The following is a 12,058-nucleotide window of genomic DNA, read 5'->3' as shown; positions in this document are numbered from 1 at the left end:
GCGCAACCTCTCACTCAATGAATCAATCCAGCAGCCACACATCTGCTGCTTCTCCCGCCTGCAACTCCTGACCAGCCTCCAGCCGCAGCAGGGCATTGGACCGGCTGAGGGAGAGCAGCGCATGGCTCTGCTGCAGGCCGAAGGGCATGAACTGCCCGCCTGCCAGCACGCCACGCAGGTAGTGCGGGCGGTCGCCGGGATTGGTCAAAGCGGCTCCGGCTTTCGCAGGAATAACACGTGGCTGGATCAGGCTCTCCGCAGCACCCATCAGGCGCAGCAGGGCCGGACGCACAAAGAGCTGGAAGGTGACAAAGGAGGACACCGGATTTCCCGGCAGGCCAAAGATATGGGACTGCGCACTGCGGGCAAAGAGGAAGGGCTTGCCGGGCTTCACCTTCACACGCCAGAGCCCGGGCTCGATGCCGAGCTCTTTCAGGGCGGGCTTGATCTGATCATGATCTCCCACCGACACGCCGCCGCTGATGAGCACCACATCATGCGTGCTCAGCAGGCTGCGCAGAGTTTCGATGGTGGCCTGCAAATCATCGCGGCAGTGCACCTGCGTGCTGCCAGGTATGCCGAGCTGCGCCAGCATGCCGCAGAGCATGGGGCCGTTGGTGTTGTAAATCTGTCCGGCCTTCAACGGGCCTGCGCCCGGCGGTACCAGCTCGTCTCCGGTGCTGAGCACGGCCACGCGCGGCAGCGCATGCGTGGAGATCTGCGCCAGCCCCTGAGATGCCAGCAGCGCCACGCGTCCCGGTGTGAGCTGCTCTCCACGGCGCAGCACAAACTGCCCACGGCACAGATCCTCTCCGGCGCGCCGGATGTTTTCTCCTGGCACGACGGGATCGGTGCACACGATGGTGTCGCCCTCGCGCCGCACATCCTCCTGCATGATGACGGCATCGGCCCCGGCTGGAATGGGCGCCCCGGTAAAAATGCGGATGGCGCAGCCGCTTTGCAGATGCAGCCCGGCATCCAGACCTGCGGCCTGCTCTCCGGCGACGCGCAGTGGCTGGGCTGTGGCACTCTCAGCGGCAAGGATGGCATAGCCATCCATGGCGGACTGATCGAAAGCCGGAATGGGCACGGTGGCCATGGCATCCTGCGCCGCGTAGCAGCCCAGTGCCTCCAGCAGTGTGCTGCTGCGTGGCGGCAGCGGTGCCACCGCAGCCAGAACTCGTGCGCGTGCCTCGCTCTCAGAGATCATCGGATCACAGGCGGCAGTTTGCTCAGGTCGGCGGCAGGTTCCTCAGGCTGCTGAGGCGGGGCTGCAGGTGCCTGGGCGGGGACGGGTGGCATCTGGCGCAGAGGTGGCATCTGCGGCTGCGCAGAGGGCTGCACTGGAGCCATGGGCTGAAAGGGGGCGTTCAGCGGCGGGATCACATCGGCCTGCATGATGGGCGTCAGGGGAGCTGCGGGGCCGGTGGCCGCCGGCGCTGCCTGCTGAGTGGCCACGTTGCTGGAGTCCACTTTGTAAACCACCAGATCGCGCAGCTGCGGGGTGCCTTCCACGATGTCTGCCGTGATGTAGTTGCCCTTGCGCTCAGGAGTCACCTTGAGCTTGCCGTTGGTGCCGTTGACACCTTGGGAAATGATCTCTGTCCCGGCCGGGATGTCCAGCTGCTGCTCACAATTGATCAGCACGTAGTTTTGTTCCGGGTTCACCATCTCGATGACGCCGATCACCTTGGCCTCACGGATGCTCTTATCCAAAGCCGACTTCTGCGATCTCAGCTTCGCGGCAGCATATTTGGAAGCAAGGTAGCTGCAGCTGGACAAGCCCAGCAGCAAAGCGGCGAGGCACAGATGGCGTAGTGACAACATGTCTGTATTGATGCGCATCTGCCGCCGCATGTCCAGCCTGCAACAATGCGGCATTTGGGGCTGGTGCACGCTGCGGGTGTTCGGGTAGAGTGGCTCCGTGAGTCAAGACTCAGCATTCAATCCCTATGCACCGCCGCAGTCGCAGCAGATGGTGGATGAGACATCTCCGGAGTCTGTCCGGCGGGCACACCTCTGGTACGAGGCCGAGATCAAAGGCGTGGGGCTGCTCTATGGGCTGTTTGGCGGGCTCATGCTTATCCCGCTCTTCCAGGCCATAGGAGAGGGGATGATGAGACGAGGGCCTTCTGCCTGGTTCTTTGCCCTCTTGATTTCAGTGGGCGCTCTGATTCTGGGGGCGGGGCTGAGGCGGCTGTCCCCATGGGTGCGAGTTCCGATGGCTGTCATTTCCGGCCTCCTGGGAGTCATTTCCTTTTTCACCATCGTGGGACCGCTGCTCAATGGCTATGTCTTGTGGCTGATGCTTTCTGCAAAGGGGCGCACGGTGATGTCTCCGCAGTATCAGTTGCTCGTGAATCTGACACCTCATGTGAAACAACGCACCTCGTCCACCACGATAGTCTTGACGCTTCTGCTGGTGGTGATCCTCGGTGCCTGGGTCGTGCGGCTGGTGCTGTCATACTCTTCCTTCAGGCAGTGACATGGCGGTGACTGACACATGCCTGCGAGATGCTAATCATCTGCGAATACTTGAAAATGCCACGCCGCTGCTCAACTCAGCGATACAGCGCCCGGTAGAAGCCATGACAACCAAGCAACACTCCATCGATTTTCGCCGCCTCTGGCTCGCTGTAACGCAAGCTCCGCACCATCGCGATCCCTATTCAGCACACGGACCGGACCACTGGCGGCGCGTGGAGCGCAACGGCTGCATCCTGGCTGCGCGGACGGGAGCCAAGGTCCATGTGGTGCGCTTGTTTGCCTTGTTTCACGACAGCCGGCGCGAAAACGAAGGCTGGGACCCAGGGCATGGAGAGCGGGGCGCAGATTTTGCCGACACCTTTCGCGGCCATCTCTTTGATCTCTCAGACTAAGACCACGCGCTTCTTCGCCACGCCTGCATCTGGCACACCGAGGGCGAGCACCATGAAGATCCCACCATCGGCACCTGCTGGGATGCCGACAGGCTGGACCTCGGGCGTGTGGGCATGATCCCGAACGCACGGTTTATGAGCACTGCCTTCGGCAAGGAGATCGCCGATCACGGCGTCATCCACCCCTGGCTGCACCTGGCGGAGCCGTATCTGGGCGATGCGGGCTGAAGCAGATATTGATAGTGGTCCGCACAGTCCTCTGTGCGGCACGCAGGCTCCATTTTTTCACAAACCACGCAGCGCAGAATCCAGCATTCCACTTTAGAGCACGCCGTGCGGCTGGAACTGGTACGCGGAAGTTTGGGTGGAAATTGATTCTGGGTAGCCCGAACCGCACAGAGGATTGCCTTCGGCTGGCTTCGCGTTGTGCGGACCACTATGCAAGCTGGCTGCGCCCGGCAATGCCTTACCCAATGATGCCCAGCTTCTTCAGCGTGGCGGTCAGCTCGGCGACTTTCTCCTTCTCCATGCCCACGAGCGGCAGGCGCAGCTCGTCAGTGCAGTGGCCGGCGAGGGCCATGGCCGTTTTGATCGGGATGGGGTTGGTGGCCAGCTTCAGGAAGGCGGCAAAGAGCGGGTAATACTTGGTGTGGATCTTCAGCGCACTGGCGTAGTCGCCTTTGAGGGCCAGCTGCACCATCTCGCTGATCGGCTTTGGAATCAGGTTGGAAGCCACGCTGACAATGCCCACGCCGCCCACAGACATGAAGGGCAGGGTCAGGCCGTCGTCGCCAGACATGATCTCAAAGTCTGCCGGCAGCAGCTGCTTCATCTGGCTCACGCGCTCGGGGTTGCCACCAGCTTCCTTGATGGAGCGGATGTTCGGGCAGCTTTCTGCGAGGCGCACAAGCACATCCAGGCCGATCTCAATGCCGCAGCGCCCGGGGATGCTGTAGAGCATGAGCGGGAGCTTGGTGTTGTCGGCGATGGCCTTGAAATGCTGATACAGCCCCTCAGGGGTGGGCTTGTTATAATAGGGAGCCACCTGCAGGGACGCCGTGGCACCTGCGGCTTCCGCCTCCTGTGTCAGCTCGATGGCCTCGCGGGTGGAATTCGATCCTGTGCCCGCCATGACCACGCCGCGGCCTTTGGCAAACTCAACAGTCAGCTTAACCACACGGGAGTGCTCTTCATGATCCAGCGTGGGAGACTCGCCCGTGGTGCCGCAGGGCACAACGCCCGTGACACCGTTGTCGAACTGAAAGTCGATCAGCGATTTGAGCGCGGCTTCGTCAATCTGGCCGTTGCGAAAAGGGGTGACGATGGCGGTGTGGGTTCCTGCGAACATGGGGCGGTAGAGGGAAAGGGCGTATACCTTAGAGTTGAACTGTGCCTTGGAAAACGAAATCTGCGGGTCCAAAGAGCGTCACATTGGTGTATTCGCTCTTGTTGGGCTCTTCGAAGCCCACCTTGAGGGTGTCGCCGCCTTTCACCAGCACGCTGATGGGGCCGGGCTCGCCGGTCAGCTCGTGGTAGATCAGGGCGCAGGCCACCATGCCGGTGCCGCAGGCCAGGGTCTCATCCTCCACACCGCGCTCATACGTGCGGATGGCGATGCTGCCGGGGGCCACGACTTTGGAGAAGTTGGCGTTGGTACCTTTGGGCTTGAAGGCTTCATGGTAGCGCAGGGCAGCACCCCACTCGCGCACGGGCACGGTCTCCAGGTCGTCCACCATCACCACGGCGTGGGGCACGCCGGTGTTCACGCTGTGCACGGTCAGCCCGGCGCCAGCCACTTCGAGGTGGTTGGACAGCTTGAGGTTGTGCGGGGTGCTCATGTTGATGCGCACCTGACTGCCCTCAAACTCGGCGGAGATGATGCCGGCCAGGGTCTCAAAGCGGATCTTCGTGAGCTTGTCGCCATGCAGGTGGTTTACAAAACGGCCAAAGCAGCGCGCACCGTTGCCGCACATCTCGGCCTCGCCGCCGTCGGCATTGTAGTAGCGCATTTTGAAGTCGCCGTCCGCCGTGGCGGGCTCCACGCAGAGCAGGCCATCGGCACCGATGCCGCGATGGCGATCGCACAGCTTCTCGATCTGCTCCTTGGTCAGGGAGATGGAAAGATCGCGATTGTCCAGCATGACGAAGTCATTGCCGGCGCCGTTCATTTTGGTGAAGTTCAGAGTCATAAGAGAAAAGTGGTCAAAAAAAGGGGCAAGGAATCAAGACGGTCAGAGCGCGTGGACGGCATCCACCAGCGGTTTGACGAAGGCTTCCACCTTGGCGGCGCAGTCGGGCGCGGTGCCGTTCTGCTCAATGAGTTTTACGATGGCGCTGCCCACCACGACGCCGTCGGCTTTGCTGGCGATCTCGGCGGCCTGGGCGGGGTTCGACACGCCAAAGCCCACGCACACCGGCACATCGGTGGCCGCCTTGATCACCGCCACCTGCTCGGCGATGCCCGTGGCGACCTCCGCCTGCGCGCCGGTCACACCGAGGCGGCTGACGTAATAGACAAAGCCCTCGGCCGATTTGGCTATGCTGGCGATGCGGTCCGCCGGGGAGGTGGGGGCGATGAGCTGGATGTGGCGCAGCTCCGGGGAGGGCTTCAGCTCGGCATTTTGCGCGGCCTCATCCGGCGGCAGGTCCAGAACGAGCACGCCATCGGCTCCGGCAGCAGCGGCATCGATGTGAAAGCGCTCATAGCCGTAGGCATAGACGGGGTTCAGGTAGGTGAAGAGCACCAGCGGGATCTGCGACTTCGTGCGCAGCTGGCGGATCATCTCCAGCACCTTCGGCGTGGTGGCACCGGCCTTCAGCGCGCGGTCCGCCGCCATCTGGTTTACCACTCCGTCTGCCAGAGGGTCAGAGAAGGGCACGCCCAGCTCCACCACATCCGCCCCGGCACGCTCCAGGCCCAGCACGATGTCGATCGTACCCTCCAGCGTGGGGTCCCCGGCGCAGACATAGGCAACGAAAGCCTTCTTCTTCTGGGCACGAAGCTGGGCAAAACGGGCGTCAAGACGGTTGGTGGTGGCAGACATGGGGCGGGGTGTTTAGCATGCAATCCCCTCGCTGTCGACTGGCGGAATGGGCTCCAGAATCCAAAAAAACTGGCTCAGCGGGCCGCCAGATACTTCTTTTGGAATTCGGCGCTGGCGTCCAGACCAGCGGCGATCCAGTTCATTTCGTCTTCCCGAATCGTTTGAAAGTAGGAATTGCCCTCCTTGAGTCCGTACAGAAGCTGACTTTTTACTAAATCCATGCTGAAGTCGGGTGTAAATCGGCCTGCCATCTTGCATTTGGCCTGCATGGCAGCCTTCTTCTCATCATCAGTCGACTGCTGAGCTGCCTGCATGTAGCAAATCGAGGCTAGCTGCGCTGCATTTCTTTTCAGTTCTCCTACGAGAAGCAAATCTCCCATGGCTTCCTGCAGCAGCGGGTTGTCAAAATCTGCAAACCGCATCATGCCTGAGACACCACGTATGGCGGCCAGCGCCTGCTCAGGAGAAAGCGCGAGGTCGGAGTCATAAGACATGGTGTCCATGCCGGATTCTTTGCTGGCCACGAACCGAGCAAAGCCCATCAACGTGTTGTGTGGTGATAATCTTGGTTGGGGTTGGCTGTCATTTTCTCCCCTGGGTTTTTTAAGGTCGATCTGCCATTCGACCAGCCACTTTTGATATTTCTCCCTCCCAAAGTGCGCGTTGGGATTGATGGCCAGCGCCTTGCTGATCCATTTGATGGCTTCTTCGAGTTCACCGGTGTAGATGTAAAAGGTGCCCAGGTTCGAATAGGTCTCATACACACCGGGCTTGAGCTTTTCCTTGGCCAGCATTGTGGCAATGGCTGCCTTGTGATCGCCGAGCTTGTGCTGCGCTACGGAGAGATCGTCATACAAGGCAATAAGGGCCGGGTTTTTGGCCAGCTGTTGCTCGCAAGTTTTTCGCCGCCATTCATAGAACTCCTGCGAATGACGAGGGAAAGCTCCGGTGATGAGCTGAGAGATGCCGGGGAACCGGGCGCTTTCTGCGGCCAGTGTGTCGCTGTCCCAAAGGCATGCCGTGGCAGCTGTGGGCGAAAGTGCCAGTGCTGCAGCCAATAGCAATGTTCTGGCGTCGTTTTTCATGCGCTTTTTTATGCTGGCGGACGGTTCTTGGTCAATGGTATTAAACTGCATTCTTAACCTGCTGGCTTGCCATGAAAGACTCTGAATTAGCCTTCACCGAACAGTCACCTCAGCAGCAAGTCGTTGAGGCGGCATCTGCCATGTTGCGTGGCGAACTGGGCATCATTGAAGGTTCAAGGCTTCTTGCTGGTCTTTGCTGCCGAGTGTCCTCATTGGAGCACGATCCGGACTTCCTTTGCTTCGTCGGTATCGATAGCGAAACCGACCATCTACCCATCGGGGAAATCCGTCAGCATTGGGCGTCAGAGGCTCTGGCGGTCAAAGACGCAGAAATCAGAGCTGCTGAATCATTTCATCGCGATCATGCCATTGCAGCCTGTCAGGTGCTGCTCCGCCGCTTTCACGGGGGAGGGCTCGCTTGACCTCCGGCATGAAATGAAAATATTGTACTTAGCCATGATCTTCCTTTGGGGCCTGCTGATGGCCCTGATGTTCCTCCGCCATTGCTGGAGAACGATTCAGGTGAGGCCGGCCATTCGTCGGCTTTTGGAAGTGGACTCAGTCAAGGTTTTGAAAATCAGCCGAGCTGGTGTGTGGCGTGACTGTGGTTCCATCCGCGCAGCATTCTATGCCAGCTTGACGATCAAAGACTACCATGTGGATTGTGAGGCACCCAATGGCACCAAACATTGCGTGACCGTTGAGGCTCATTATCATCCCGTGTGGGCCACTTTGCTAAATATCAAAATATGGGGCTCCGATGATCAAGTGAAAGGCTGAGATCTTTGTCTTCCCACAGCCATGCCCGGAATCTACATCGCCGCCATTCTGACCAGCCTGATCGCCAGCGCAGGTTTTGGCGCGCTCATTTATAAGCTGCCCAAGCCTGCCAATGGCTGGCTGCTGCTGGCGGCGGTGCTGATCTGTCTGCCGTTGCAGCCACTGGCTTTTTATTTGGTGCGGCTGCCGCTGGATCACTGGCTTGCCGGATGGCTGACGCGGAAGTCCATGGCGTATCAGTGGCTGGCCACGCTGTATGCGCCGCTGACGGAGGAGCCTGCGAAGCTGCTGGTGCTGCTGATTCCGGCGGTCTTTCGCGACATTCGGCCTGAAAACTTCAGCCGCTACGCCCTCGCCATCGGGCTCGGGTTCGCGCTGGGGGAGATGTGGTTCATCGCCGAGCGCGTGTCCACCCAGCCTGCTTTGGCCAAGCTGCCGTTTTATCAGTTTGGCGGCTACATCAACGAGCGGCTGATGACCTGTGTGTTTCACAGTGCTTTCGTGGCCATCACCCTCTCCCGTCTGCGTCGTCGGCTATGGCTTGGGCTTGGCGGGGCCATGGTCGCGCACTGGGCGGCGAACTTTCCGATCAGCCTCATGGCGTGGAATGTGGGCGGCCTGGGTCGCTCGGCGTGGGAGGTGATCGTGGTTCTGTGGCTGGTGGCGCTCTTCGTGGGGGCGCTGGCCTTGCTCACCCGCTACACCACCGGCCGCAAGTTCCCCTGGCACCTCCTCTACGGCATCCGCCACTGCCCGGAGTGCGGCACCGACTTCGAGCCTTCGCCGATGGCGGTTAACATGGGAAGTAAGCGGTATGAAAAATGCCCACATTGCCGCAAGTGGCTGTGGACAGAGAGAAGCTCTACCAAATGACGATGAATAAGCCCACCGACGAAGAGATCCGGAACACGCTCGTTGGCATCATCAGCGATGGCTTCAATTGCTCCATGCTGGCGTTGGAAAAGGAGGGTGCCATCGACCGGACCGAGATGAACAAGCGTTACCGTGGTATCGGCAGCAAGTACTACGACTTGGTTACGGATCAGATGGTTTACACCGCCCGGTATGCGACTCCGGCGATAAGACAGCTTTTTCATGAGGCAGCACAGACTTTAGGTGGTAATCCCGACTCCTTAGGCAACACCACGCGCATTGAGACGCAACGTCAGGAAGCCTACCGCCATCTGCTCTACACAGTCTTGTGTCACCTTCGCTCAGGTCATTGCGATACTGTTTGGTGGAATCCAGTAAGCTGGTGGCGCAGGGCTTCAGACCTGCGGCTGTGCCGAGATGTGGCAGACTGCTTTCATAATTTGGCGCTCTTCTCGGTCTGGAACTTTGAGGGATTTGAGGAGGCGCGATTTTGGCATGACATTGATCGTCTTGGGCAGGCGCATGGAGCGTACTTAGCTGAGCGATACCGAAGGATTTTCGACGGATATCTTTCAGGTCATTCAGCACCAGTCTGGTGACCTATCTGCAATAACACCATAATGAACACTGTTTTCCTCCTTCACCATGTGCACGAGTTTGATGACGGTCACGAAGATGTGAAACTGATCGGTGTTTTTTCGACCGAGGCTTTTGCGCGTGCTGCCCAACAGAAAGTAGCCGACCTGCCGGGATTTAGAGAACGGCCTGCAGGCTTCTCGATCGATGAACACCAAGTGGATGACCACATAGGCTGGCTGGAGGGGTATGTGACCATTCAGCAAGTAGGGGAGTGATCGAGCGTGCAAAGCTCACTCACCCCACCTCATGCCCCAGCCGCTTATCCGGCACGAATCCTGATCATCGGGGGCGACGTTGCCCCACCTGGACGAGTGCTAAATGCCATTGGCGAATATTTGATGGCAGGTGGTCTGCTTGTGCCTGAACAACGATACCCCGATTTTGTTGATGATAGAGATGTGATTTTTTGCCCGATTCAAAACAGACATTTTTACGATTATCTAGGCTGCGCAAACTGGGTCTACCGGCCGCATCCAGACGGGTATCCCGCCTTGCAGTGCCTATGGCCTGATCTGAACGGCGTGTTCCCTCGCGAGGACGGGTTTGACGAACGATTCAAGGGGCTTCAGGTTGACCTCTCAAGCTAGCCAGCTCCGGAAAATGAAACTTTTACGATGTGCATTCTGGACCCTTCTGGTTTTCGGCATCGCCTTTGCCTTGCTTGTGCCTGGTTACATCGGCTGTGGCTCGGCGTGGGTTACCGTTAGCGTGCGAGCTATCGATGCCGTCACAAAGCAGCCCATTGCCGCAGCGACCGTGACCTTGATTTCTGAGCGCCGGGCCAGGGCACCCGAGATGCTTGTTTCCCCTCCAACGGTTCTTACCGCGCTGACTGACAGCGATGGCCAAGCAACCGTCAAAGACAGGTTTGGCGCGGGTTTCGATAATACAGGCACCAGCATCAGCGTTGGTACCTCGACGGTTCGCTGCGAGGCTCCAGGTTACTTGCCAGCCGAGGCCCGCATCGCCTCAAAAGGCCGTTTGCGATTCATTGACTTTCTCATCTACAAGCAACGGCGCATCGTTGATCTGACCCTTCTCTTGACGCGCATGTGACGACATGCCGCATCGTTCAGGACACCTCATCCCCAAGCCGCTTATCCGGCACAAGATACCCCTGCACATAATCCCGCACGGCTTCCGCCAGCGGCGTAATCTCCGTCTTGAATCCTGAGCCGCGCAGCTTTGCGATGTCGGCGCAGGTGTAGTACTGGTACTTCGACTGGAGGTGCTCGGGCATGTCGATGAACTCGATGTTCGGCTCCTTGCCGAGGGCGGTGAAGATGGCGGTGGCGAGTTCGACCCAGGTGTGGGCTTTGCCGGAGCCGAGGTTGAAGAGGCCGCCGGCGCTCGGGGTTTCGGCCAGGTGCAGGGTCATGCGGATGGCGTCCTTTACGTAGAGGAAGTCGCGCATCTGCTCGCCGTGCTTGTAGTCGGGGCGGTGGGACTTGAAGAGCTGCACCTTGTCGGTGGCGAGGATCTGGCCGCAGGCCTTGTGCACGAGGCTGCGCATGTCCGCCTTGTGGTCTTCGTTGGGGCCATAGACGTTGAAGTACTTGAGGCCGACGATGTGGGGCAGCCAGCCTTCGCGCTTGGCGTGCAGGTCAAAGAGGTGCTTGGAGTACCCGTACATGTTCAGCGGGCGCAGGGCGTGCAGGTCGGCCATCTGGTCGTCCATGCCGTGGGCTCCATCACCGTAGGTGGCGGCGGAGGAGGCGTACACAAAGCGGGTCTGGCTGGCGAGGGACCACTGGCAGAGCTGCTTGGTGAACTCGTAGTTGTTCCGCATGAGGTAGTCCGCATCCCGCTCGGTGGTGGCGGAGCAGGCACCTAGGTGCAGGATGTGGTCAAAGCGGCCGATCTTGGCAGGACTGTGCTGCACGGCCTGAAGGAGGTCGTTGCCGTCGATGTAGTCGGCAAATTTCAGCGGGACGAGGTTTTTCCACTTCTCGTCGGTGCTCAGGCGATCGCACACCACGATGTTTTCGCAGCCCCGGCGGTTGAGTTCCCAGACGAGGGCGCTGCCGATGAATCCGGCCCCGCCGGTGATGAGGATGCGACTTTCCGTGTTTTTCATGAGCCCGTCCGGTAACGGGGGATGCGACGGGATTCAAGCCGGAGCTTGCGCCAGCCGCCTTTACGCCGCCACAGCCTCGGGCTGCTGAGGCGTGTGCAGCACGGGGAGCTGCTCGCGCCAGAGGGCAGGGTGCAGGAAGGTGCTGCGGGGATCGCGGTCCCACGTGCCCTGCCAGCCGATCACGGTCTCCATCACCACAGGATTGGGGCACTGTACGGCGGGGTAGAGCCACTGCTGGTCTGCCACCACGAGTTTGGGGATCAATGCGTGGCCGTGGAATTCGATCTCCCAGCCGAGGAGCAGGGGCTCCTCATCGGTAAATCCGGCCAGGCCAAGGGGATGCTCCACCCAGCCGACGAGGCCGCTTTTGTTCAGGGCGTCCCAGACCTCGCGCATCTCCAGGTCCACCTTCACCGCAAAGCCGCTGGTTTTGGCATGGCTGCTGTTGGCGGGGTCCCGGCTGACGATGCCGAAGATGATGCTGTTGGGGCAGTTCTCAGGAACAATGTCCACCTGAAAGCCGAAACGGATGGGGTGGTCTGGCAGCAGCAGGCTACCGTAGCTCTGAGTGTGGAAGCCAGCAAAGGCTGGATCAGCAGCGGCGGTGGAGACAAGTGATTCCATCGGTTTCTAAAAATTTCAGGTTAGTTTATTAAATTTCCACTGAATTATAAAAATTTC

Annotated in this window: 17 protein-coding genes; 9 read left to right on the top strand and 8 right to left on the bottom strand. The window is 59.7% G+C overall.

What is annotated here, in order from left to right; translation table 11 throughout:
• Positions 1-22 precede the first annotated feature (22 nt).
• The gene (locus HNQ65_RS12900; RefSeq protein ID WP_184339957.1) at positions 23-1,210 is read right to left on the bottom strand and encodes a molybdopterin molybdotransferase MoeA; all 1,188 of its coding nucleotides are present in this window, start codon (positions 1,208-1,210) and stop codon (positions 23-25) included.
• Positions 1,207-1,827 (bottom strand): hypothetical protein, encoded by a 621-nt coding sequence (locus tag HNQ65_RS12895; RefSeq protein ID WP_184339956.1) that lies wholly within the window; start codon positions 1,825-1,827, stop codon positions 1,207-1,209. Before HNQ65_RS12895 ends, HNQ65_RS12900 begins: the two co-directional genes overlap by 4 nt.
• A gap of 97 nt (positions 1,828-1,924) precedes the next feature.
• On the opposite strand from HNQ65_RS12895, the gene HNQ65_RS12890 reads away from it, so the two are divergent.
• Entirely contained in the window at positions 1,925-2,485 is a 561-nt protein-coding gene (locus HNQ65_RS12890) for a hypothetical protein (RefSeq protein ID WP_184339955.1), read from the top strand.
• Positions 2,486-2,588: 103 nt separating this feature from the next.
• Complete coding sequence (locus HNQ65_RS12885) at positions 2,589-2,879, top strand: HD domain-containing protein (protein WP_184339954.1); 291 nt, start codon at positions 2,589-2,591, stop codon at positions 2,877-2,879.
• Positions 2,880-3,345: 466 nt separating this feature from the next.
• Here HNQ65_RS12885 and dapA read toward each other — a convergent pair whose 3' ends face one another.
• The 4 genes from dapA to HNQ65_RS12865 all read right to left on the bottom strand — a co-directional run bounded on the left by dapA (position 3,346) and on the right by HNQ65_RS12865 (position 7,008).
• Positions 3,346-4,227: a 4-hydroxy-tetrahydrodipicolinate synthase gene (dapA, locus tag HNQ65_RS12880; RefSeq protein ID WP_184339953.1), complete on the bottom strand. Its 882-nt coding sequence runs from the start codon at positions 4,225-4,227 to the stop codon at positions 3,346-3,348.
• A gap of 28 nt (positions 4,228-4,255) precedes the next feature.
• Positions 4,256-5,068 carry a diaminopimelate epimerase gene (gene dapF, locus HNQ65_RS12875; protein WP_184339952.1) on the bottom strand — a complete coding sequence of 271 codons (813 nt, stop codon included), beginning with the start codon at positions 5,066-5,068 and terminating at the stop codon, positions 4,256-4,258.
• Positions 5,069-5,110: 42 nt separating this feature from the next.
• Positions 5,111-5,923: a tryptophan synthase subunit alpha gene (trpA, locus tag HNQ65_RS12870; protein WP_184339951.1), complete on the bottom strand. Its 813-nt coding sequence runs from the start codon at positions 5,921-5,923 to the stop codon at positions 5,111-5,113.
• 74 nt (positions 5,924-5,997) lie between these two features.
• Entirely contained in the window at positions 5,998-7,008 is a 1,011-nt protein-coding gene (locus tag HNQ65_RS12865) for a tetratricopeptide repeat protein (protein ID WP_184339950.1), read from the bottom strand.
• A gap of 71 nt (positions 7,009-7,079) precedes the next feature.
• Here HNQ65_RS12865 and HNQ65_RS12860 point away from each other — a divergent pair, with 71 nt between their 5' ends.
• Genes HNQ65_RS12860 through HNQ65_RS12830 form a run of 7 tightly spaced genes read left to right on the top strand, consistent with a single transcriptional unit; the run spans position 7,080 to position 10,356 of the window.
• Positions 7,080-7,430, top strand: a complete 351-nt coding sequence (locus HNQ65_RS12860) for a DUF2489 domain-containing protein (protein ID WP_221306151.1) — start codon at positions 7,080-7,082, stop codon at positions 7,428-7,430.
• A gap of 34 nt (positions 7,431-7,464) precedes the next feature.
• Entirely contained in the window at positions 7,465-7,788 is a 324-nt protein-coding gene (locus tag HNQ65_RS12855) for a hypothetical protein (RefSeq protein WP_184339949.1), read from the top strand.
• 21 nt (positions 7,789-7,809) lie between these two features.
• Positions 7,810-8,661: a PrsW family glutamic-type intramembrane protease gene (locus HNQ65_RS12850; RefSeq protein WP_184339948.1), complete on the top strand. Its 852-nt coding sequence runs from the start codon at positions 7,810-7,812 to the stop codon at positions 8,659-8,661.
• Positions 8,662-8,663: 2 nt separating this feature from the next.
• Positions 8,664-9,260, top strand: coding sequence for a hypothetical protein (locus tag HNQ65_RS12845; RefSeq protein WP_184339947.1), 597 nt, complete (start codon positions 8,664-8,666; stop codon positions 9,258-9,260).
• 21 nt (positions 9,261-9,281) lie between these two features.
• Complete coding sequence (locus HNQ65_RS12840) at positions 9,282-9,515, top strand: DUF7336 domain-containing protein (RefSeq protein WP_184339946.1); 234 nt, start codon at positions 9,282-9,284, stop codon at positions 9,513-9,515.
• Positions 9,516-9,521: 6 nt separating this feature from the next.
• Entirely contained in the window at positions 9,522-9,887 is a 366-nt protein-coding gene (locus tag HNQ65_RS27105; RefSeq protein ID WP_184339945.1) for a DUF4262 domain-containing protein, read from the top strand.
• A 13-nt stretch (positions 9,888-9,900) separates the two neighbouring features.
• Entirely contained in the window at positions 9,901-10,356 is a 456-nt protein-coding gene (locus tag HNQ65_RS12830; protein ID WP_184339944.1) for a carboxypeptidase-like regulatory domain-containing protein, read from the top strand.
• Between the two features lie 16 nt (positions 10,357-10,372).
• On the opposite strand, the gene rfaD is transcribed toward HNQ65_RS12830, so the two are convergent.
• Both rfaD and HNQ65_RS12820 read right to left on the bottom strand, forming a co-directional pair.
• Positions 10,373-11,377 (bottom strand): ADP-glyceromanno-heptose 6-epimerase, encoded by a 1,005-nt coding sequence (rfaD, locus tag HNQ65_RS12825; RefSeq protein WP_184339943.1) that lies wholly within the window; start codon positions 11,375-11,377, stop codon positions 10,373-10,375.
• A 60-nt stretch (positions 11,378-11,437) separates the two neighbouring features.
• Positions 11,438-12,001, bottom strand: coding sequence for a hypothetical protein (locus tag HNQ65_RS12820; protein ID WP_184339942.1), 564 nt, complete (start codon positions 11,999-12,001; stop codon positions 11,438-11,440).
• Between the last annotated feature and the right edge of the window lie 57 nt (positions 12,002-12,058).

The sequence above is a fragment of the Prosthecobacter vanneervenii genome, from assembly GCF_014203095.1.
Classification (GTDB): Bacteria; Verrucomicrobiota; Verrucomicrobiia; order Verrucomicrobiales; family Verrucomicrobiaceae; genus Prosthecobacter; species Prosthecobacter vanneervenii.
Note: the sequence above shows the minus strand (reverse complement) of the source record. Positions and strands in the feature narration are given on the sequence as shown.

What these genes read in the sequence shown, in the direction of transcription:
- HNQ65_RS12900 (WP_184339957.1), bottom strand. Translation starts at nt 1,210, where the DNA reads ATGATCTCTGAGAGCGAGGCACGCGCACGAGTTCTGGCTGCGGTGGCA.
- HNQ65_RS12895 (WP_184339956.1), bottom strand. Translation starts at nt 1,827, where the DNA reads ATGTTGTCACTACGCCATCTGTGCCTCGCCGCTTTGCTGCTGGGCTTG.
- HNQ65_RS12885 (WP_184339954.1), top strand. Translation starts at nt 2,589, where the DNA reads ATGACAACCAAGCAACACTCCATCGATTTTCGCCGCCTCTGGCTCGCT.
- dapA (WP_184339953.1), bottom strand. Translation starts at nt 4,227, where the DNA reads ATGTTCGCAGGAACCCACACCGCCATCGTCACCCCTTTTCGCAACGGC.
- dapF (WP_184339952.1), bottom strand. Translation starts at nt 5,068, where the DNA reads ATGACTCTGAACTTCACCAAAATGAACGGCGCCGGCAATGACTTCGTC.
- trpA (WP_184339951.1), bottom strand. Translation starts at nt 5,923, where the DNA reads ATGTCTGCCACCACCAACCGTCTTGACGCCCGTTTTGCCCAGCTTCGT.
- HNQ65_RS12865 (WP_184339950.1), bottom strand. Translation starts at nt 7,008, where the DNA reads ATGAAAAACGACGCCAGAACATTGCTATTGGCTGCAGCACTGGCACTT.
- HNQ65_RS12860 (WP_221306151.1), top strand. Translation starts at nt 7,080, where the DNA reads ATGAAAGACTCTGAATTAGCCTTCACCGAACAGTCACCTCAGCAGCAA.
- HNQ65_RS12855 (WP_184339949.1), top strand. Translation starts at nt 7,465, where the DNA reads ATGATCTTCCTTTGGGGCCTGCTGATGGCCCTGATGTTCCTCCGCCAT.
- HNQ65_RS12850 (WP_184339948.1), top strand. Translation starts at nt 7,810, where the DNA reads ATGCCCGGAATCTACATCGCCGCCATTCTGACCAGCCTGATCGCCAGC.
- HNQ65_RS12845 (WP_184339947.1), top strand. Translation starts at nt 8,664, where the DNA reads ATGAATAAGCCCACCGACGAAGAGATCCGGAACACGCTCGTTGGCATC.
- HNQ65_RS12840 (WP_184339946.1), top strand. Translation starts at nt 9,282, where the DNA reads ATGAACACTGTTTTCCTCCTTCACCATGTGCACGAGTTTGATGACGGT.
- HNQ65_RS12830 (WP_184339944.1), top strand. Translation starts at nt 9,901, where the DNA reads ATGAAACTTTTACGATGTGCATTCTGGACCCTTCTGGTTTTCGGCATC.
- rfaD (WP_184339943.1), bottom strand. Translation starts at nt 11,377, where the DNA reads ATGAAAAACACGGAAAGTCGCATCCTCATCACCGGCGGGGCCGGATTC.
- HNQ65_RS12820 (WP_184339942.1), bottom strand. Translation starts at nt 12,001, where the DNA reads ATGGAATCACTTGTCTCCACCGCCGCTGCTGATCCAGCCTTTGCTGGC.